Origin of the sequence: Catenibacterium sp. UBA627 (genome assembly GCF_002299355.1) — a bacterium.
In the GTDB taxonomy this organism is placed as follows: Bacteria; Bacillota_I; Bacilli_A; order Erysipelotrichales; family Coprobacillaceae; genus Catenibacterium; species Catenibacterium mitsuoka.
On the sequence record NZ_DBPF01000104.1, the window covers coordinates 1 to 21,999 of the forward strand.

Annotated in this window: 21 protein-coding genes; 20 read left to right on the forward strand and 1 reads right to left on the reverse strand. The window is 35.6% G+C overall.

Going from position 1 to position 21,999, the window contains the following annotated elements; translation table 11 throughout:
- Positions 1-59 precede the first annotated feature (59 nt).
- The 4 genes from ppdK to B2S90_RS06495 all read left to right on the forward strand — a co-directional run bounded on the left by ppdK (position 60) and on the right by B2S90_RS06495 (position 4,867).
- Positions 60-2,699 carry a pyruvate, phosphate dikinase gene (ppdK, locus tag B2S90_RS06480; RefSeq protein WP_147556394.1) on the forward strand — a complete coding sequence of 880 codons (2,640 nt, stop codon included), beginning with the start codon at positions 60-62 and terminating at the stop codon, positions 2,697-2,699.
- Between the two features lie 97 nt (positions 2,700-2,796).
- A complete protein-coding gene (locus B2S90_RS06485) occupies positions 2,797-3,795 on the forward strand; it encodes a DNA-processing protein DprA (protein ID WP_070101845.1) in 999 nt (332 codons plus the stop codon).
- Positions 3,788-4,408 carry a rhomboid family intramembrane serine protease gene (locus tag B2S90_RS06490; RefSeq protein ID WP_055289292.1) on the forward strand — a complete coding sequence of 207 codons (621 nt, stop codon included), beginning with the start codon at positions 3,788-3,790 and terminating at the stop codon, positions 4,406-4,408. The genes B2S90_RS06485 and B2S90_RS06490 overlap by 8 nt, the downstream gene beginning before the upstream one ends.
- A gap of 33 nt (positions 4,409-4,441) precedes the next feature.
- The gene (locus tag B2S90_RS06495) at positions 4,442-4,867 is read left to right on the forward strand and encodes a hypothetical protein (protein ID WP_055233826.1); all 426 of its coding nucleotides are present in this window, start codon (positions 4,442-4,444) and stop codon (positions 4,865-4,867) included.
- A 50-nt stretch (positions 4,868-4,917) separates the two neighbouring features.
- Here the strand turns inward: B2S90_RS06495 and def are convergent, their stop codons facing one another.
- Positions 4,918-5,487 (reverse strand): peptide deformylase, encoded by a 570-nt coding sequence (gene def, locus B2S90_RS06500; protein ID WP_055233825.1) that lies wholly within the window; start codon positions 5,485-5,487, stop codon positions 4,918-4,920.
- A 120-nt stretch (positions 5,488-5,607) separates the two neighbouring features.
- On the opposite strand from def, the gene B2S90_RS06505 reads away from it, so the two are divergent.
- From B2S90_RS06505 to rlmD, 16 genes are all read left to right on the forward strand, one after another.
- Positions 5,608-5,865: a UPF0223 family protein gene (locus tag B2S90_RS06505; protein WP_055233824.1), complete on the forward strand. Its 258-nt coding sequence runs from the start codon at positions 5,608-5,610 to the stop codon at positions 5,863-5,865.
- Positions 5,862-7,088 carry an FtsW/RodA/SpoVE family cell cycle protein gene (locus B2S90_RS06510; RefSeq protein ID WP_278780187.1) on the forward strand — a complete coding sequence of 409 codons (1,227 nt, stop codon included), beginning with the start codon at positions 5,862-5,864 and terminating at the stop codon, positions 7,086-7,088. The genes B2S90_RS06505 and B2S90_RS06510 overlap by 4 nt, the downstream gene beginning before the upstream one ends.
- Positions 7,085-7,456, forward strand: coding sequence for a YlbF family regulator (locus B2S90_RS06515; RefSeq protein ID WP_055233823.1), 372 nt, complete (start codon positions 7,085-7,087; stop codon positions 7,454-7,456). The genes B2S90_RS06510 and B2S90_RS06515 overlap by 4 nt, the downstream gene beginning before the upstream one ends.
- A complete protein-coding gene (rsmD, locus tag B2S90_RS06520) occupies positions 7,437-7,994 on the forward strand; it encodes a 16S rRNA (guanine(966)-N(2))-methyltransferase RsmD (RefSeq protein WP_279080124.1) in 558 nt (185 codons plus the stop codon). The genes B2S90_RS06515 and rsmD overlap by 20 nt, the downstream gene beginning before the upstream one ends.
- Positions 7,991-8,470, forward strand: coding sequence for a pantetheine-phosphate adenylyltransferase (gene coaD / locus B2S90_RS06525; protein ID WP_006506612.1), 480 nt, complete (start codon positions 7,991-7,993; stop codon positions 8,468-8,470). The genes rsmD and coaD overlap by 4 nt, the downstream gene beginning before the upstream one ends.
- 3 nt (positions 8,471-8,473) lie before the next feature.
- Positions 8,474-9,739 (forward strand): dihydroorotase, encoded by a 1,266-nt coding sequence (locus tag B2S90_RS06530; protein WP_238703629.1) that lies wholly within the window; start codon positions 8,474-8,476, stop codon positions 9,737-9,739.
- A 1-nt stretch (position 9,740) separates the two neighbouring features.
- Entirely contained in the window at positions 9,741-10,499 is a 759-nt protein-coding gene (locus B2S90_RS06535) for a dihydroorotate dehydrogenase electron transfer subunit (RefSeq protein WP_278861038.1), read from the forward strand.
- Complete coding sequence (locus B2S90_RS06540; protein ID WP_006506609.1) at positions 10,492-11,412, forward strand: dihydroorotate dehydrogenase; 921 nt, start codon at positions 10,492-10,494, stop codon at positions 11,410-11,412. The genes B2S90_RS06535 and B2S90_RS06540 overlap by 8 nt, the downstream gene beginning before the upstream one ends.
- Before the next feature lie 61 nt (positions 11,413-11,473).
- Positions 11,474-13,606 carry an ATP-dependent helicase gene (locus tag B2S90_RS06545; RefSeq protein WP_286696757.1) on the forward strand — a complete coding sequence of 711 codons (2,133 nt, stop codon included), beginning with the start codon at positions 11,474-11,476 and terminating at the stop codon, positions 13,604-13,606.
- 60 nt (positions 13,607-13,666) lie between these two features.
- Positions 13,667-15,652 (forward strand): NAD-dependent DNA ligase LigA, encoded by a 1,986-nt coding sequence (gene ligA, locus B2S90_RS06550; RefSeq protein ID WP_055289302.1) that lies wholly within the window; start codon positions 13,667-13,669, stop codon positions 15,650-15,652.
- The gene (locus tag B2S90_RS06555; RefSeq protein ID WP_147556396.1) at positions 15,649-16,758 is read left to right on the forward strand and encodes a CamS family sex pheromone protein; all 1,110 of its coding nucleotides are present in this window, start codon (positions 15,649-15,651) and stop codon (positions 16,756-16,758) included. The genes ligA and B2S90_RS06555 overlap by 4 nt, the downstream gene beginning before the upstream one ends.
- A 10-nt stretch (positions 16,759-16,768) precedes the next feature.
- The gene (gene gatC, locus B2S90_RS06560; RefSeq protein WP_006506605.1) at positions 16,769-17,059 is read left to right on the forward strand and encodes an Asp-tRNA(Asn)/Glu-tRNA(Gln) amidotransferase subunit GatC; all 291 of its coding nucleotides are present in this window, start codon (positions 16,769-16,771) and stop codon (positions 17,057-17,059) included.
- The gene (gatA, locus tag B2S90_RS06565) at positions 17,059-18,501 is read left to right on the forward strand and encodes an Asp-tRNA(Asn)/Glu-tRNA(Gln) amidotransferase subunit GatA (protein ID WP_055233817.1); all 1,443 of its coding nucleotides are present in this window, start codon (positions 17,059-17,061) and stop codon (positions 18,499-18,501) included. The genes gatC and gatA overlap by 1 nt, the downstream gene beginning before the upstream one ends.
- A 2-nt stretch (positions 18,502-18,503) precedes the next feature.
- Positions 18,504-19,937, forward strand: a complete 1,434-nt coding sequence (gatB, locus tag B2S90_RS06570; protein ID WP_055289304.1) for an Asp-tRNA(Asn)/Glu-tRNA(Gln) amidotransferase subunit GatB — start codon at positions 18,504-18,506, stop codon at positions 19,935-19,937.
- 54 nt (positions 19,938-19,991) lie between these two features.
- Complete coding sequence (locus B2S90_RS06575) at positions 19,992-20,648, forward strand: hypothetical protein (protein WP_278780196.1); 657 nt, start codon at positions 19,992-19,994, stop codon at positions 20,646-20,648.
- 47 nt (positions 20,649-20,695) lie between these two features.
- The coding region (gene rlmD, locus B2S90_RS06580) for a 23S rRNA (uracil(1939)-C(5))-methyltransferase RlmD (RefSeq protein ID WP_286696758.1) at positions 20,696-21,999 on the forward strand (1,304 nt) is incomplete at its 3' end.

A 21,999-nucleotide genomic window follows, 5' to 3' on the forward strand; every position in this document is an offset into this window, starting at 1 on the left:
TAAGCCCTTACACGTGTATAATAAAAGAAGTGAAAAGACATAAGGAGGATTTAGTAGTTATGAAAAAATATGTTTACTTATTTAGCGAAGGTAACAAGGATATGCGTAATCTCCTTGGTGGTAAAGGTGCCAACCTTGCTGAAATGACAGGTATCGGTTTACCTGTGCCTCAGGGTTTTACAGTGACTACAGAAGCTTGTACACAATATTATGAAGACGGAAAAATGATCTCAGATGATATTAAAGAACAGATCATTGAACATGTTAAAAAGCTTGAAGAAATCACTGGAAGAACTTTAGGTGATCCAAAGAACCCATTATTAGTATCTGTACGTTCTGGTGCGAGAATCTCTATGCCAGGTATGATGGATACAGTATTAAACCTTGGTTTAAATGATGAAGTTGCTAAGGAATTCGCTGCAACAACTGGAAATGAACGTTTCGTATACGATTCATATCGTCGTTTCATCCAGATGTTCGCTGACGTTGTAATGGGATTCCCAAAATCAGATTTCGAACATAAATTTGATGCAATCAAAGAAGAAAAAGGTGTTGAATTCGATACTGAATTAACAGCAGAAGACTTAAAAGAAGTTGTTGCTGTATATAAAGAAGCTTATAAAGCACATGCAGGTGTTGATTTCCCACAGGATCCAATTGAACAGTTATTAGCTGCTGTTGAAGCAGTATTCGGTTCTTGGAATAATGACCGTGCCATCACTTATCGTCGTTTAAATGATATCCCAGGTTCTTGGGGTACAGCTGTAAACGTTCAGCAGATGGTTTATGGTAACAGAAGTGATAAGTCAGGTACTGGTGTTGCCTTCACTCGTAACCCAGCAACTGGTGAAAATAAATTATTCGGTGAATACTTAATGAATGCACAGGGTGAAGACGTTGTTGCTGGTATCAGAACACCTCAGCCAATTGCTACATTAAATGAAGTTATGCCAGAATGTTATGAACAGTTCCAGAAGATCTGTCATATTCTTGAAGATCATTATAAAGATATGCAGGATATGGAATTCACAATTGAAGATGGTAAATTATTCATGTTACAGACTCGTAATGGTAAGAGAACAGCGCAGGCTGCATTAAAGATTGCTGTTGACATGGTTGAAGAAGGCATGATTAATGAAGAAGAAGCCTTATTAAAGGTTGAACCAAAACAGTTAGACCAGTTATTACATCCAAACTTCGATAAAGATGATTATAAGGCTGCAAAGGCTGTTGCTACAGGTTTAGCTGCTTCTCCAGGTGCTGCTACTGGACATATCTACTTCACAGCTGAAGATGTTCAGAAAGCGCATGCAAATGGCGTTCAGGATATGATCTTAGTACGTAATGAAACTTCTCCAGAAGATATCGAAGGTATGAACTTAGCTAAAGGTATCTTAACAGTACGTGGTGGTATGACATCTCACGCTGCAGTAGTTGCTCGTGGTATGGGTACTTGCTGTGTTGCTGGTTGTGGTGTATTAAGAGTTTCTGAAGATAAGAAGACATTAACATTACCAGATGGTACAGTATTAACTGAAGGTGATTATGTATCATTAAATGGTTCTACAGGTGAAGTATTTGCTCAGAAGATCAAGACTGTTCCTGCTGCCATCAGTGGTGATTTCGAAACTTTCATGGCTTGGGCTGATAAAGAAAGAAAATTATATGTAAGAACAAATGCTGATACTCCAAGAGATGCTAAACAGGCTGCATCATTTGGTGCTGAAGGTATCGGTTTATGCCGTACTGAACATATGTTCTTCGAAGAAGAAAGAATCTTCAACTTCAGAAGAATGATTACTGCTGAAGATGTAGAAACTCGTAAGGAAGCATTAGAAAAGATTCTTCCATACCAGAGAGGAGACTTTGAAGAATTATTCAAAGCTATGGATGGATATAGTGTTAATATCCGTTTCTTAGATCCACCTCTACATGAATTCTTACCTCATACTGATGAAGAAATCAAACCATTAGCTGAAAGCTTAGGTATGACTTTCGAAGCATTAAAGGAAAGAGTAGAATCATTAAAAGAATTCAACCCAATGATGGGTCACAGAGGATGCCGTCTTGCTGTTACTTATCCAGAAATCGCTGAAATGCAGACAAGAGCTGTAATCGAAGCTGCAATCAACGTAACTAAGGAAACAGGACATACAGTTACTCCAGAAATCATGATTCCATTAGTTGGTGATGTTAAAGAATTAAAGTATGTTAAGAATGTAGTTGTTAAGACTGCTGACAAGTTAATTGCTGAAAGCGGATTGGACATGAAATATGAAGTTGGTACTATGATTGAAATTCCAAGAGCTGCAATCACTGCTGACAAGATTGCAACTGAAGCTGAATTCTTCTCATTTGGTACAAATGACTTAACTCAGATGACATTCGGTTTCTCAAGAGATGATGCTGCTAAGTTCTTAGGCGATTACTATTCTAAGAATATCTATGAACATGATCCATTCGCTACTGTTGACCAGGAAGGCGTTGGAGAATTAATGAAGATTGCATCTGAAAAGGGAAGATCAACTCGTCCTGATATCAGACTTGGTATCTGTGGTGAACATGGTGGCGATCCAAAGACAGTAGAATTCTGCCATAAGATCGGATTAACTTATGTATCTTGCTCACCTTACCGTGTACCAATCGCAAGACTTGCTGCTGCTCAGGCTGCTGTTAAAGAAAAAATGGGTATTTTGTAATAACTACTTATCCTTTCACTAGGCCGTTCGTAAGAACGGCCACTTTTTTATCTAAATTTTCTATGGTATAATGTCATTTAAGAAGGAATATAAGAATATGAAATTACAACTAACATTAAACAGTCTTGCCTTGATATTATGCTGTGGTGATTTGATTCCAAGTTCTCTGCAGCCTTTGAATACTGAAGAATGGCAGGAAATCGAGAAAAAATTGAAATCCATAAATAAAGAACCGAGCATGATTACTGGTATGAGTTATGATACTTTGACTCAGATTATTGGACTTGATGCTTTTACAGCGCGTAAGATAGAAAAAAGGCAGAAATTACTGCCTGATCTCTTTTATGCGCTTCAGAATCTAGAAAGCCAGAATATTGGTGTTACTACTATTTATGAAGAAGATTATCCAGCTTGTTTACGAGTGCTTGGAAGCAAGATGCCCTTAGTAATAAGCTATATAGGTGATCTCTCTTTAAGTTATGGTGTTAATATTTCAGTTGCTGGTCCACAGGTGATGAATAAGACAATGCGTCATGTTACTAAGGAAGTCATGAAGAAGGTTTCTAAGGAAGGTTATACCCTTGTTGTGGGTGGTTCTAAGGGCGTGGAAGAGTTAGCTTTAAGAACTCATTTAACTAATAATGGGAATGCTGTTTTATTTGTCGCAGATCATATGTTTGATAAGATCAGACTCTATTCTAAATATTTAAAACAGAATAAACTTCTGATTATGAGTGCCAATGACCCTTATGCTTTATTCGATGTGACACATGCATTAGATAAGAATCTTTATATCTGTGGTATGGTCTTTGCACAAGTGGTTACAGGAACTCATATTGGTAGTGGACCTGTCTGGTTTACATCTATTCAGAATATTCATTCTCACTGGACAAGACAACTTGTCTATGAAACATTGGACTATAGCGGTAATATTAGACTGATTGAAATGGGAGAAGCATATTTTACTGATGAAGATTTGAAATCTGATGTCACTCTGGCAGAAGTATTAGATAATCATGAAACTATTATTAAAAAGGATGATCCAAGTATTGATCAGATGACAATATTTGAATTTATTGAGGATAAGCATGAATAATATAAAAAAATATCCAGTAACATATACATTGCTTGCTTTATGTATAATGACTTATATAGCGACAACTTTATTATTTAGTATTGATATGAATGCCATGCAGGGCTTAGCGGCAGGAGGATTCAATCCTTATTATGTTCATGTCACACATCAATACTATCGCTTGATCACGGCCAATTTCATTCATTTTGGCCTGATGCATATTGTAGTTAACTGTTACTCTTTATTTGATTTAAGTTGCTTTGCTGAATATTTAATAGGAACTAAAAAGTATATAATAGTGATACTCACATCTATGCTTTCTACCACTGGTCTTCCTTATATTGCTTATTTATTATTTGGCACAGGAGCACATACAGTAAGCGGTGGTGTCAGTGGGGTCATTTTTGGAATCATTGGAGCTATTGGTGCTCTTTATCTATTCTTTCCCTCACAGCTTCGCGACATTGCAAGAAGCTTAGGGATGAATGTTTTATTAATGTTGTTTATATCTTTTGTTGTTCCAACAATATCCTTATCTGGTCATGTGAGCGGTCTGATTGGTGGTTTTGTGTCTGCTTATATTATTCTATATATAAATAAAAGAAAACGTGAGAAGTTCTTACATAGTTCATAATGTCTTGATATACTGAATCCACGAGGTGAGTCTATGAATATTGCGATTGTCTACAGTCATAAAAGTAAATATGCACAACAACTTGCAACCATGATGGCAAAAACTGCAAGAACACAGGCAATTTCATTTCAAGACTATGATTTTGATGCTTGTGTAGATCTTCTTGTTCTTGGATTTGATTGTCCATACTTTGGTAAATCAAAAGAAGTAGAACAGTTTGTCATGAAGCTCAACCGTGATCATGTGAAGAATATTGCTTTGTTTTCTACATTTATGTTTTCTTCAAAGGCACTTGATGATATATCTGATTTATGCATGAGGCAGGATCTGCCTCTTATGCGTGAACAATATTGCTGTAAGCTGCCAATAGAACTTAAATGTCAATTATCAGATAATGCAATCAATGGTGGAATCGTCTATGTGAATGATATGATTAATATATGTAGAGATTATTACTAGACAGCGTAAGCTGTCTTTTAAAATGCAAAAAAAATACTCCATGAGGAGTATTATTCAATCACCATTGCGTTTGGAATTGGTGCTTTTGGATCTTCTTTATTAAAATGATCATAATAAAGAACACCTTCGAAATGATCTAATTCATGCTGTAAACAGATTGCAGTAAAGCCTCTTGCAACAATAGTCACTTCCTGATCTGTTAAGGCATCATAGCCTTTTACAGTAACTTTAGCGCTTCTAGGAACTATACCAGGCTGGTCTTCAGGAACAGATAAGCATCCTTCACCATTCTTTAAATATGCGACCTTTACTGTACTTGCAACAATACGTGGATTAACAAGTGCCCACTGATCGCACTTTACAATATTGCCTTCTTCATCTACTGCAGGAATATAAATAGCACACATTCTCTTTGGAATACCAATCTGAATAGCGGCAATACCTACACCAGGTCTTAAATCATACTTTTCAGCCTTTTCTTCGTCCTGAGAATCTACAAGATATTGATACATTTCCATTAAAGTATGACGGTCTTCATCACTTAATGGTAAAGTCACCTCTTTAGATTTTTCACGAATTAAAGGATTTTTATCATCAATTACATTTTTCATGCTTAACATACTTCGTTTCACCTCTGTGTCATTATAGCAGAGTCCTTGGCTTTTTCCAATTATGTATAGCCTATTTTCTTTTAAGCCTATTTCATGTATAATATTTCTTAAATTAGGAGGTATTTTAATATGTACGATTATCCATTAGATCCAGATTGGTCAACTGAAGAAATTATCGATGTTGTGGAACTATATAACGCAGTAGAGAAGGCTTATGAAGAAGGTATCAGTGCTAAAGAATTCATGGAACATTACCGTACTTTTACATCTATTGCAGACTCTAAATCATTACAGAAGCAATTAGATAAAGCTTTTGAAGAAGCGTCAGGTTATTCTATTTATAAAGTTTTCAAACGTGCTCAGGAAGAAGAGTGGGTTAAACTATGAACTTTTTCAAGAAGCTGCAGATGATGTTTAAACGTACTGGTACAGATAAAACCATCTATGCCTGTACGATTTTTCTTGCCTGTTTTGGGATTGTCATGATTGGTGATGCTTCTGTAGGTATGTCGGCAAGTAGAGGATCTAATTTTGCGACTATTAACTTATTGAAACAATGTGTCTTTGTTGCTGGTGGCTTTTTCTGTATGTTTCTATTTGCACGTGTCTATAAAACACGACGCATAAGCGAAACAATCATGCTTTCAGCTTATGTGATATGTATACTTATGATGCTTGCCTGTCTTATGTGGACAATTAATAACTCCCATGCCTGGATCAAGGTAGGTCCTATTACTATTCAGCCTGTTGAGTTTATGAAACTTGTTATGATTATTATATTGAGCTATATATTTGGTGTCTTACCTGATCAGGTCCGTATCTCAAATCGCTTATCAGCTGAAAAAAGAAAAAAACTCGTTCGTCGTAAATTTATACTTTGTGTTGCTTTTCCTGCATTGCTCGTTTTTTTCGCATTTTTTATCTGCTGGAAAGTTCAGAAGGATATGGGAAGTGGCTTGATTCTACTCGTCATGTCTGCCTGTCTGTTCTTTGCAACTCCATCTCAATATTATCGTCCTTATAAGATTATTGGATTATTTCTTGTATTTCTTGCAGTACTTGTCTTTATCTTATTTCATGAACGTTTCTTAAAAGGTCATCAGATGGCACGTATTGCTTCTTGGCTGAATCCATTAAAAGATATTTATGGATCCAACTATCAGATTATCAATGGTTTTGTAGGCTATACAAATGGCGGGTTGATTGGTCGTGGCTTCGGAAATTCTATTATGAAATTCGGTTATATTCCTGAAGCACAGAACGATTTTATTTCCTCTATTATTGTGGAAGAATTAGGACTAGTGGGCTTTGCGGCATTCTTTATTCCTTACTCTATTATTATCTGTAGATTATTTAGATATGCTTTCTGTATGAAAGAATCAAGAGATAAACTTACTCTTATTGGTATCGCAAGTTACTTCTTTGTACATTTAATGGTCAATGTAGGTGGTGTATCTGGTCTTATTCCAATGACTGGGGTACCTTTACTATTAATTAGTGCCGGTGGTACATCGACTTTAATGGCTTTAACTTGTATTGGTGTGGCCCAGGCTCTTATTGCGAAATATAATCGTGAAAAGAAGCAGGAGGCTATTGAGAAATCATTATGATTTATGAATCAATTAATGAACTTATAGAAGCAATTAAAGAAGAAGAGTGCTTCAAGTCATATCATGATTCACTTCAAGTATTTAAATTACCTGAGGTTGAGTCTTTGATGCGTGAAATGAATCGCTTAAATGAAGAAAAAGAAGATTTAGCACGTTTTGGCACTTATTGTGATACGAAAGAGCTTCAGGAACGTATCACAAATATAAGAAGAGAACTCTACAGTATACCAGAGATGAATGCATATTTGAGTGCTTATGGTGAACTCAATGAAATGTTAGATGACATCACTACAATTGTCTTTGATGATATCAGTGATGAACTCGCAAAGGGAAGGATAGGAAGAAGTTATGCGCGTTATAGCAGGTAAATATAAAAGCAGACAGCTAAAGGCGGTGCCTTCTAAGCTGACACGTCCTACAACAGATAAAAATAAAGAGAATCTTTATAATATGATTGGTCCTTATTTTGATGGAGGAATCTGCCTTGACTTATTTGCAGGAAGTGGAGGACTTGGCATTGAAGCGTTAAGTCGAGGAATGGATGAACTGTATGCAGTAGATAAACAATATAAGGCATTTCAAGTTATTAGAGAGAATATTAATAATTTAAAGATTACGAATGCACATGTGATGAAAGCTGATTATCGTAAGGCTTTAGGAATTTTTAAGGAAGAAGGCATTCAGTTTAGTCTTGTTTTATTAGATCCACCTTATGGTATGAAGATTAATAAGGATATTATTCATACACTTAAGGATAATGGAAACTTGAAAGATGGCTGTATTCTCGTGATAGAAGATTTAACTGAAGAGAAGCTTGAATACGAAGCACCTTTTAGACTTATTAAAGAAAACAATTATGGTATCACATGTCTTCAAATCGTGAAATATGAGGGGGCTTTATCTTGATAAAGGCAGTATATACGGGAACATTTGATCCTGTCACAAATGGACATCTTGATATTATTGAACGTGCTTCTAAGATGTATGATGTACTTTATGTGACTATTTTTATTAATCCACATAAGACATGCTTATTTTCTGTAGAAGAACGTATAGAAATGTTAAGAGAAGCAACAAAACAGTTTCCTAATGTTGTCATTGACGAAAGTAGTGCTCTTGCTGTAGAGTATGCAAGGGAAGTGGGAGCGCAGGTGCTTGTACGTGGTTTACGTGCAACAGAAGACTATAACTATGAGTCTTTGATGTGCTTTACAAACCAGTATTTAGATGAAGGCATTGAAACAGTCTTCTTAATGACTCGACTTGCTTATACATTTGTCTCTTCATCGTTTGTGAAGGAGATTGTATCTCATAATCATAGTGTTGAAGGTCTTGTACCAGCATGTGTTGAAGAAAAACTAATTAAAAAATACAGGGGGTAGATTATGCGTTTATTATTAAAGAATGCACATTTGTATCGTCATGAATCATTCAGTGATACAGATGTATTGATTGAAGATGGCATCATCAAGAAGATTGGTGCATGTAATGAAGAAGCAGATAAAGTGATTGATCTTCATGGAGCACTTTTATCTCATAACTTTATTGATATCCATACACATCTTCGTGAACCTGGCTTTGAACATAAAGAAACTATCTCTACTGGTAGTGCATCCGCACTTTATGGTGGATATGGAACGATTGTCGCAATGGCTAATACATTACCTTGTATGGATGATCAGGAAACAATTGAAGACTTTACAAAACGCTGTGAAAAGGATGCACAGGTCAAAACATATACTTATAGTGCTATCACAGAAGAATTAAAGGGTCAGAAGGTTGTTGATATGGAAGAAAATATCAAACAGCCAATCGTTCTTGGTTTCTCAGATGATGGTAAAGGTGTTCAGAAAGATGAAAAGATGGAAGAAGCCATGACACGTGCAAAAGCACTTGATTCTATCATCGTCGCTCATTGTGAAGATGAATCTGAATTACATGGTGGCTGCATTCATGAAGGTCATTATGCTAAAGAGCATGGCTTGATTGGTATCAATAGTGCAAGTGAATATAAGCAGGTAGACCGTGATTTACAGCTTGTAGATAAGATTCATAACAGATATCATATCTGTCATATTTCTACAAAAGAAACAGTTGCATTACTTGGTGCAAGCCGTGCACGTGGTGAAAGAGTCAGTGGTGAAACATCACCTCATCATTTGATTTTAACTGAAGATAACATTCAGGATTGTCATCCTAACTATAAGATGAATCCACCTCTTCGTACAAAAGAAGATCGTGAAGCGATTATTAAGGCCGTTAATGATGGAGTCATTACTGTTATTGCGACAGACCATGCACCTCATTCAAGAGATGAAAAGAATAAACCAATTGATAAAGCACCATTTGGTATTATCGGCTTACAGCATGCTTTCCCATTAATCTATACATATATTGTAGAAGAAGGCCTTATTAAGCTAGAAACAGTTCTTGACTGCTTGACTTCTGGTCCTGCAAAGACACTTAACCTGGATGCTTCTATTGAAGAAGGCATGAAGGCTGATCTATGTGCCTTTGATCTAAATAAGGAATATACAATCAAAGAAGAAGATTTGAAATCTAAAGCATGCAATACACCTTTCTTAGGATGGAAGGTAAAAGGTGAATTAATTATGAATATTGTCGATGGACAATTATTAGTGGAGGAATAAAATGAGGAATTATCAGGATTTTCTTACAATCAACTACAATAAAGAATTAATTCCTGGTCTATTTGAAATGGAACTTGAAGGGGAAGGGGCTTCTTTTATTACAGCACCTGGGCAGTTCATCAATATTAAGATTAATGACTCACTTCAGCCATACTTAAGAAGACCAATGAGTATTTTAGATTATGATGATACACATATTAAACTAATCTATCGTATCAGAGGTGAAGGAACTAAGATTCTTTCAGAAAAGAAACCAGGAGAAAAATTAGATGTATTAATTGGTCTAGGTAATGGTTTTACTGATACTGATTACAATGAAGTTATCGTAGTAGGTGGTGGAAGTGGTACACCTCCTATGTATGGTCTTGCAAAAAGACTTATCGCAAAGGGTGTTAAGGTCTCTGCAGTATTAGGTTTCAATGGTTCTTATGATGTTTTCTATGAAGAAGAATTCAAGAAGCTTTGTCCTACTTATATTTCTACAATGGATGGCACTTGTGGTACTAAGGGTACAGTCATTGATGCCATTAAAGAAAATAATTTAACATTTGATCATTACTATGCATGTGGTCCAGAACCAATGTTAGATGCATTAGTAAAGAACTTCCCAGATAATGGTTCTCTTTCTTTTGAAGCAAGAATGGGTTGTGGCTTTGGTGCCTGCATGGGATGTTCATGTAAAGTAAAAACAAAACCATATAAGAGAATTTGTGTAGAAGGACCAGTTCTTTCTTCAGATGAGGTGATTATCAATGGCTAATTTATCTGTAAAACTACCAGGGCTTGATATGAAGAATCCTGTTATTCCAGCAAGTGGTACTTTTGGATTCGGTTATGAATTCACTAAGTTCTATGATATTAATGTATTAGGCTCTATGAGCTTGAAGGGTACAACACTTGAACCACGCTATGGTAACCCACTTCCACGTATTGCGGAAGGACCTTCTGGTTTATTAAATGCGATTGGTTTACAGAATCCAGGTGTTGATGAAGTCATTAAAACTGAATTAGTTAAACTAAGAGAAGTTTATTCAGGTAAGGCAATTGCGAATATTGGTGGCAGCTGTATTGATGATTATGTACAGACTGCTGCAAAATTGACTAAAGAAGATTGTATTGGGGCATTAGAATTAAATATCAGCTGTCCTAACGTTCATGCAGGAGGAATGGCCATTGGTACTGATCCTGCTATGGCAGCAGAAGTGACTCGAGCAGTAAAAGCTGTCATTACTAAACCACTTTATGTTAAGTTATCTCCAAACGTAACTGATATTGTGGCAATTGCGAAAGCAGTGGAAGAAGCCGGTGCTGATGGTATCTCAATGATCAATACTTTAGTTGGTATGCGTTTTGATATCCGTTCAGGCAAGCCTATTATTGCGAATAAGACAGGTGGTTATTCAGGACCTGCTATCTTCCCAGTTGCTTTAAGAATGGTTTATCAGGTCTCTCAGGCAGTGAATATCCCAGTTATTGGCATGGGTGGTATTTCTACTGGTAGAGATGCAATCGAAATGATGATTGCAGGTGCAAGTGCTGTACAGGTTGGTTGTGCTAACTTAGTAGACCCATATGCATGTCCTCGTATTATTCAGGAAATGAATGATGAACTTGATGCAATGGGTATTGAAAACATCACTGATATTATTGGAAAATCACATCAATATAAATAAAGAGTGCCTAGCACTCTTTTTTATGTTATATTAAGTGGTGCGAATAAGGAGGATTATAAATATGGAACTCAGTCAATTATTAAACCCTAAACAGCTAGAAGCAGCCACTTATCTAGATGGACACTTAAGAATCATTGCCGGTGCCGGTTCAGGTAAAACACGTGTCGTCACATATCGTATTGCATATTTAATTGAAGAAGTAGGAGTCAATCCTCATAATATTCTTGCTATCACATTTACTAATAAAGCAGCTAATGAAATGAAGACAAGAGTAGAAACTATTCTTGGTACCTCTTTAGGTATAACAATCTGTACCATCCACTCTTTATGTGTACGCGTACTAAGACAACATTCTACAGCCATTGGTTATCCTCATAACTTTATCATTATGGATGAAGAAGACCAGAAATCACTTATTAAAAAGTTATATAAAGAAAAAGAGATTGATCAGAAAACAATCAGTGTGAAATCTATGATCAATTATATTTCTTCTTATAAGGTGAACTTTGTCACTCCAGCTAAAGCCCTGCAGCTAGCTGGAAATATGCCAGGAGAAAAAATCAAGGCAGAAGTCTTTGCACTGTATGAAAAGTATAAAGAAGACCATAATATGATGGATTTTGATGATCTTCTTTTAAATACATTAAAGATCTTCCAGGATAATCCTGATATTGTATCGAGATGGTCTAGACGTTATCAGTTTGTCCATGTTGATGAATTCCAGGATGTAGGTTCTATTGAATATAACCTCATTCATTATTTTGCTCAGGATTCTATTGTTTGTGTTGTAGGTGATCCTGATCAGACAATCTATTCTTTCAGAGGGAGTGATGTGAACTATATCATGAACTTTGATAAAGATTATAAGAATGTTAAAACAGTTATTCTTGATCAGAATTATCGCTCAACAAAGACTATTCTTGATATCTCTAATAATCTGATTCGTAAGAACAAGAATAGATTAGAAAAAAGTCTTTTCTCTGAACTAGAAGAAGGAGATAAGGTTATACATTATGCAGCAGTGAGTGAAGATGCTGAGGCGAAGTATATTTGTGATACGATTGAGAAAATTACTCAGACAGGCATTTCTGAATCTCATATTGCTGTTTTATATCGTGCCAATTATCTATCTCGCACAATCGAACAAGAAATGATTCGCCGCCAGATCCCCTATAAGATTTTTGGTGGTCTCAAGTTCTTTAACCGTAAAGAAGTGAAGGATGCTTTAAGTTATATCAGACTTGTAGTCATGGGTGATGACCTTTCATTTGAACGTGTTGTTAATACACCAACGCGAGGTATTGGGACTAAGACACTAGAAAAAATCACTTTGACAGCTTCGAGACATGGAATTACCAATTATGAAGCAGTCTGTTTCTTCTTGGATGAAATTGGTGTAGGTGGTAAAGCTAAAAAAGGCTTAAAGGAACTTGTAGAAGTAATTGAAAAGGCCAGAGTCTCTGATAAGAGTCTAGCAGATATTTATGAAGATTTATTAAAGGATACAGGTTATCTTGCTTTAATGAAGCATAATGAAGAAGACAATCGTATTGAAAACCTCATGGAATTAAAGAATTCCATTGATACTTATGTGAAGACTCATTCTGAAACACCTGATTTTGAATCTTATTTACAGGATATTGCGCTCTATACATCTCAGGACGAAGAAAAAACAGGTGATTATGTCTCACTTATGAGTATTCATATGGCGAAAGGTCTAGAATTTGACTATGTCTTTGTATCAGGCTTATCTGAAGGCATTTTTCCTTCTGAAAGAACACTCAGTGAAGGAGGAGATGAAGGGCTAGAAGAAGAAAGAAGACTTGCCTATGTTGCCTTTACACGTGCTAAAAAGCGTCTTTATTTAACTGATAGTCAGGGCTTTAGCTTTGTCTCTCAATCTCCTAAGGTCACATCACGTTTTGTTGATGAAATTGGTCGTGATTCTGTAGAACACGTAGGGCGTCCTTCGAAATTTAAGACACGTCATTATGTTCATGAATCTTATCCTGATTTGATTGGTGATAATGGTGTAGATGACTGGAAAGTAGGCGATTTTGTCAATCATGATGTTTTTGGCAAGGGTGTAGTAGTAAAGGTTAATGGTCAGCTAATTGATGTAGCCTTTGAAGTGCCTCATGGAATCAAGACCTTAATGGGAAATCATCATGCGTTAAAGCGCTTATCTAACTGATTTTCGGTTTTATTATCGAGAGAATTTTGTTATAATACCAAAAGAAAAGGAATGAGTAAGATGTCATTTGAAAGACTTAATGAATTAAAAGCCTTATTGAATAAATACAACTATGAATATTATGTACAGGACAATCCTACTGTAAGTGACCAGGAATATGACCGTTTAATGGAAGAATTAATCCGTATTGAACAGGCCAATCCTGCCTGGATTACTACTGATTCTCCTAGCCAGAGAGTGGGTGGAGAAGTATTAGAAGGTTTCAAGAAGGTGACACATCAGCGTATGATGATGTCACTTGGTGATATCTTTAATGAAGATGAGGTTTATACCTTCAATAATCGTGTCACTGATGTGATTCCTAATCCAGAATATATATGTGAACTGAAGCTGGATGGTTTATCTGTGTCGCTTGTATATCAGGATGGTGTTTTACAGTATGGAGCAACAAGAGGAAACGGAACTGTGGGTGAAGATATTACTCATAACGTTAAAACGATTCGTTCCATCCCTCTTCATATTGATTTTAAAGGACCACTAGAAGTACGTGGTGAAATCATCATGCCTAAAAAGGCATTGGAAAGATTGAATAAAGAGCGTACTGATGCAGGTCTTCCTCTCTTTGCGAATTGTCGTAATGCAGCAGCAGGCAGTATTAGACAGCTAGATAGTCGTGTGGCGGCAAAAAGAGGCCTTGATGCCTTCTTATATCATGTGCCAGAAGCATCTCAATTAAATGTTTCTACACATTATGAATGTTTAGAGAAAATCAAGGATCTTGGATTTAAGACAAATCCTTATACACGTAAGTGCAAGACTATTCAGGAAGTATGGAACTATATTGAAGAAGTAGCAAAACTCAGACCAACACTTCCTTATGATATTGATGGTGTGGTTATTAAGGTCAATGACCTTGATTCACAAAGAAAACTAGGTTATACAGCAAAGGTACCTAAATGGGCTATTGCTTATAAGTTTCCGGCTGAAGAAGTGATTACTAAACTTAAAGATATTATCTTCACAATTGGACGTACAGGGCAGATTACACCTAATGCAGTCCTAGAACCAGTACGAGTTGCTGGTTCACTTGTTCAGCGCGCAACGCTTCATAATGAAGACAATTGTATACGTAAAGATATTCGTATAGGTGATGATGTTATTGTAAGAAAAGCAGGAGATGTCATCCCTGAGGTTGTTTCTGCTATTAAAGAAAGACGCACTGGTCATGAAATACCTTTTAAGATGATTACGGTATGTCCTAAGTGTGGTTCTCTACTTGTAAGAAAACCTAATGAAGCCGCTTATTATTGCGTGAATGAAGAATGCGACTCAAAGAAGATTGAGAAGCTGATTCATTTTGCAAGTCGTGAAGCAATGAATATTGATGGACTTGGTGATAAGATCATCGAACAGTTCTATAACTTAGGTTTTGTGACATGTATTGAAGATATTTATCATCTTGGTGTACATGAAAAAGAAATCATGGATATTGAAGGTTTTGGGAAGAAATCCATGGATAAACTCTTAGAGGCGATTGAGAATAGTAAAGCAAATTCTCTAGAAAAGCTTTTATTTGGTTTAGGTATTAAAGGAATTGGAGCAAAGATGGCAGATACACTTGCTTATCATTTTGGTTCAATGGATGCACTTCTTAATGCAAATTATGTACAATTAACAAGTATTAAGGATGTAGGTGATACAATTGCGTCTTCTCTTGCAGCATTTAAACGTAATGAACGTAATTTAGAGTTGATTGCACATTTAAGGGAGTTAGGGCTCAATATGGATTATTTAAAAGTCCGTCAGGAAGGTGATAATCCATTTAGAGATAAGACAGTCGTTATTACTGGTACCTTAACACTTATGACAAGAAAACAAATTAAAGATTATCTAACAAGTCAGGGTGCAAATGTCACAGGTAGTGTATCAAAGAAAACAGATTTAGTGATTGTTGGGGAAAATCCAGGATCTAAATATACTAAAGCAGTTGATCTTGGTATTTCAATCATGAATGAATCAGCATTTAAGGAGGCTAGCGGACTATGAATAAATTTTTAAAAGCTCTTGTTAGCATCATGCTTATTTTTGCGACAGGATGCTCCAGCAAAACAGTGAAAACATCAAGTAGTACAAAAGAGTCATCTGCTAAGACATTTGATGGTAATTACTACAACATGATTAATAATGGACGTTCTAAAAATAGCGAGAAATTCTATTTGAACTTCAGTAATACAAAGGATTTAGTAACTATCGGTTCAGGATTACAGATTCTTTCCACTAGTCATTTCTCTACAAACGATTATTATTTATCAGAAGGATTAGAATTAACACCAACCGATTATAATAATCTTCTAAAAAGAGATGCAGCAGGAACTAAAGAAGAAGATAAGAAATATCCTGATACATTACAGATAGAAAGTGGTAAGACTTATGAAGGATTACAGAGTCCTGTTCTTGTATCTAATTTAACTGAACAGGATTATTATAAGAAGAGCGGTTCTGGTTATGTATTAAAAGGTATTTCTATTGCGCTTATTCTTGATCCTAAAGAACAGATTGATGGTAAACTTTCTTCACCTGCAGTGACGCTCAGCGATGAAAAATTAAGAACCTATTCACAGCAGTGTGTTAAGAAGATTTATAAGTATATCCGTTCAAATAAGAAAAAATTAACAGATATTCCCGTTATGATTGGTGTATATCGTGCTAATAATAATGAAATATCTGAAACAAATGGTAATTATATTTATGAAGCATTTTGCGAAGGTGGCAGTGCTGGAACTTTAAAGAAGGTTAATCATGAAAATGTCTTCTTTACTAGTTCTCGTGCATCTAAGTTAGATCCAGCCACTGCTTCAGATTTTGCGACAATCAAGTCTAACTTGAAGAAGGCTTCTACAGAAGCGGCTGGTTTAGTTGGTGAAGCCAACTACATCAATGATACAATTCAGTCAATGAAAATCACAGCACACTTGAATATCAAGACATATACAGAATTACTATATCTGACTTCAGTGATTGCTGATAACATTAATAGTAAATTCACACAGGACTTTAATATTAAGGTTCTTGTGTATTCACAGGATGAATTGATGGCTGTGATTATTAAGAAAAAAGGCGAAGATGCAAAGACATCTATATTAGAACAGTAGGAGGTTAATTATGGACGATACAGATTTAATGTTGAAAAAACTAGGAAGAAAAACCATGTTCAACATCACTGACGAAGAAATGCCAGCATTAAGAGAACAGTATGAAGTATTCATGAGCCATGTACAGGCACTTGATGAAATTGATACTGAAGGTGTAGAACCCCTCGCATTCCCTTATGTGGTTGAAACAACATTCTTAAGAGAGGACGAACCTAATCATGTAATTAGTACAGAAGATGCATTAAAGAACTGTAAGACTGTACAGCGCAATCAGATCAGAGTTCCAAAGGTGGTAGGATAATGGTGACACATACTATTGAAGAATTACATGAACTTTTCAAAAGTGGAGAGTTAGATGTAAAAGAATATTATAAAGAATTATTTGAAGAAGCAAAGAAACAACAGGAAAGACTCAATGCTTTTGTAACTATTACTGAAGAAGAAGCATACAAAGCAATTGAAGCACCTATGACTGATGATCTCTTATCACATATTCCATATGTATTAAAAGATAACTATAACACTAAAGGTATTAAGACAACTGCATCAAGTAAGATGCTTGCTGATTATGTACCAGTATACAATGCACATGTTGTTGATTTATTAAATCAGCATGGTGTAGGTTTAGTAGGTAAGGCTTCTATGGATGAACTTGCTATGGGTGGTACAAATAAATCAGCACTTACTGGTCCAGTACATAACCCTTGGGATACAAGACGTATTTCTGGTGGTTCATCAGGAGGATCTGCAGCACTTGTTGCAAGTGGTCTTATTCCATTCGCATTAGGTAGTGATACAGGGGACTCAATTAGAAAGCCAGCTGGATTCTGTGGTATTGTTGGTTTCAAGCCAACTTGGGGCAGAATCTCTCGTTATGGTGTTATTCCTTATGCATCTTCATTAGACCATGTAGGTGCATTTACTAGAAATGTACGTGATATGGCTATTGTGACTGAAGCATTAGCAGGTAGAGATAACCGTGATATGACTTCATCAAATAGAGAAGTACCACATTATTTAGAAAACTTAACAACTGATATTTCTGACTTAAAGATTGGTGTTTTAACTACTGTATCTAATGAAGTAAGAAATGAAGAAGTAAAAAAGACTTTTGAAAATGTTGTTGAAACATTAAAGTCTCTTGGTGCAACAGTTGAAGATGTTGAAATGGATAAGAAGCTTATGAAGACTTTACTCCCAACATATACAATTATTGCGAACTCAGAAGCAACAAGTAACCATTCATGCTTAGATGGAATCAAGTATGGAGATAGACAGCAGGGGGATACTCCTGATGATGTTATGATCAATTCTCGTACTGATGGTTTTGGTGATCATATTAAGAGAAGATTTATTCTAGGTAACTTAGCTCTTGCCACTGAAAATCAGGAAAAGATGTTCAGAAAAGCACAGAGAGTAAGAAGACTTGTTGTAGATGAATTAAATAAGATCTATGAAAACTACGATATCATCATTGCACCTAATGGTGGAGGTGTTGCACCTTTAATTGATGAAGCAGCTGAAGATTACTTAAGCGATGAATATATTATTCTTGAAAACTGGTTATGTCTTGCCAACTTTGCAGGTACACCATCTATCTCTATTCCTTCTGGATTTGTAGATAATATGCCAGTGGCTGTTAATATCTCAGGACGTATTTTTGAAGAACAGACTGTCTTGAATGTTGCTTATGCATTAGAAGAAGCATTAGGATTCAAGAACCAGTATAAGAGGGAGGACTAAAGATGGATTACGAAAGAGTCATCGGGCTAGAAGTACATTGCGAATTAAAGACTAATTCAAAGATGTTCTCTGCTTCGCCAGTTACATTTGGTGAAGATCCAAATACAATGATCAATGAAGTAGACATGGGGATGACAGGAACATTACCATGCTTAAATAAAAGAGGTGTAGAATTCGCTATTCGTGTATGCCATGCATTACATATGGAAATTGATGAATTACTATGTTTTGACCGTAAGAATTATTATTATTCTGACCTTCCTAAAGGGTTCCAGATCACTCAGGATAAAAGACCTATTGGACGTAATGGTTATTTAATGATTGAAGTAGATGGAGAAGAAAAGCGTATTGATATCGAAAGATTACATATGGAAGAAGATACTGCAAAACAGCTTCATTTAACTGATTACTCATTAATCGATTACAACCGTGCAGGTATTCCACTTATCGAAATCGTTACTAAGCCTTGTATCCGTTCAGGTAAAGAAGCAAGTGCTTATCTTGAAGCATTAAGACAGGTATTCTTATATACAGAAGTATCTGATGCAAAGCTTGAAGAAGGTTCTATGCGTTGTGACGTCAATGTTTCCATTCGTCCATTTGGTCAGGAAGCATTTGGTACACGTACAGAAATCAAGAACTTAAACTCTATCAGCAACGTTCAGAAGGCAATCGATTATGAAGCGGGACGTCAGCAGGAAGTTATTGAATCTGGAGGAGAAGTCCTTCAGGAAACAAGAAGATATGATGAAGTAGAAAAGATCACTACAGTCATGCGTTCTAAAGGGGATGCAGTAGACTATAAGTACTATACTGAACCAAATATCTTACCAATTAGACTAGATCATGCTTGGGTAGAAAGAATTAAGAATGAATTACCTATGATGCCTGGAGAAAGAGAAAAGCATTACGAAGAAGAATATGGTATTCCTAAGGTAGATGCTAAGATTCTTGTTTCTACTAAGTCTATGTCTGATTACTTCAATGAAGTTATTAAATATACTAAGAATTACAAGAATGTATCTAACTGGTTATTAGGTGATGTATTGGCTTTCTTAAATAAGAACAACCAGTCTTATGATGATATTGAATTAAATCCAGAATATCTTGCTAAACTAATCAATTTCATCGAAGATGGTACAATCTCTTCTAAACAGGCTAAAAAAGTTTTTGAACCAATGATGACAGACAATAAAGATCCTGAAAAGATCATTGAAGAAAAGGGTATGAAACAGATTTCTGACCCTAATGCTTTGAAAACTATGGCTAATGAAGTATTAGATGCGAACCCACAGTCTATTATAGACTATGCAAATGGTAAAGACCGTGCTGTAGGATTCTTAGTAGGACAGGTTATGAAGAAGTCTAGAGGTCAGGCTAACCCTGGTATGGTTAACAAGTTACTTGTTGAACTTCTTAAAGAAAGAATTAAATAACTATACTTTACTTTATTTCTTTGGTAAAATAGAAGGGTAAAGTAGGTGATTAATGTGTCCAAAGAAAGATTTCATTTTGATGATGAAGAAGAAGTAGTTATCCAGACACCTAAGAAGAAAGCTGAAAAGAAGCCAACTCCTAAAGAAATGGGTATTGAACCTTCTAAAGAACCAAAAAAGAAAATTCAAACTAAATATATTGTGCTTGGAATCGTTGCAGTACTTGTACTCGCATTCGGAATCTATTTATATAGTGCTTTAAAGGATGAAGGACCTGTATACGGTGACCGCTGTGAAGGACTTGTAACAGTTCAAAAAAGTGTTTTAGATGACACCATGAATGAAGCGAAGTCTAAATACAGTTCTATTGCATCTATTGATATTGAAACAGCATGTAAGCAGTTCAAGGTAGATATTGTCTTTAATAATGGCACATCCGCAAAGACTGCAGAAGAAGTTTCAAGAGAAGTTGTGAAAATCCTTGATTCAAAAGGTGGTCAATCTGCTTATGAGGGATCTTCTTATTCAGAATTATTGAATAAGCATAATGGCGTAAAGCAATATGAAGTGAATCTTTATCTAACTGGTGGTAATGATACAGATTATCCAATCTATGGTACTAAGCAGGCTGGTAAAGATGATATCGGATTTACTCTTTCATCAGTAAAGGATCAGGAAACAACAAATAAAGCGAAAGCAACTGAGCAATAAAATGAAAAGCGATTTCTAATCGCTTTTTTTTGACGAGGAGGATATATATGAATAAGAGAGATAAGTTTATAGGTGAATGTATCGATTATACACATGATGGTTTAGGTGTTGTAAAACAGGATAATATAACTATTTTTGTAAAGAATCTATTACTTCATGAAGTGGCTGAAATAGAAGTTATCAAGGTGCTTAAGAGCTATTGTGTAGGAAGAGTAGTGGAATTAAAGACACCTTCTAGTGAACGAATAGAACCAAAATGTGAGTGTTTTAAGCAGTGTGGTGGCTGTTCTTTGATGCATATGTCAGATTATGAACAGCAGTCTTTTAAGACAAATAGAGTAAAAGAAACATTCTTGAAGATTGCTCATCAGAATCTGGAAGTAAATGACTGTTTGATGGATATGGACCCTTATCATTATCGTAATAAGGTGCAGGTTCCTTTTGGTAAGCAGGATGGTCATATTGTCTCTGGATTCTATAAAGCACGTACAAACGATATCATTAATAACGATTACTGTCTTATTCAGAATGAATTCTCTAATAAGGTCATTAAACGCATTAAAGAACTCTTTGAAGAGTATCATATCCAGCCTTATGATAAAATTACTAAATCAGGTAATATAAAGCATGTCTTAACTAAGACAAGCTATCATAAGAATGAAGCCATGGTTGTATTTATCTCTTATAAAAAGAAGATTCCACATATTCATGAAATCATTGATATTTTAACGAATGAATATCCAGAAATACGTACAATTATTCAGAATATCAATCCACGTCATGATAATGTCATATTAGGCGAAGAAGAAAAAGTATTATATGGTGAAGGGTATATTGAAGATACACTTCTAGGTAATACTTATAAGATTTCTATGAAGTCTTTCTATCAGATTAACCCAAGACAGGTAGAAGTACTTTATTCTAAAGCCATTGAATATGCAAAATTTAAACCAACGGATGTCGTTATTGATGCGTATTGTGGTATAGGTACTATTTCTTTGACCCTTGCTAGACATGTAAAGAAGGTTTATGGTGTAGAAGTCGTTCCACAGGCGATTGTAGATGCAAAAGAGAATGCTGAAAGAAATCATATTACAAATGCGGAATTTGTATGTGATGATGCAGGTCATTTCATGACTGAATTTGTAGAAAGACATGAAAAGGTGGACTGTGTTATGGTGGATCCACCTAGAAAAGGATGTTCTACTGAATTCTTAGAAAGATTGACTACACTTTCTCCTGAACGTATTGTCTATATTTCATGTAATGTAGCGACTCAGGCAAGAGATTTAACATATTTAGTAGAAAAGGGATATAAGCCAATAGATGTACAGCCAGTAGATATGTTCCC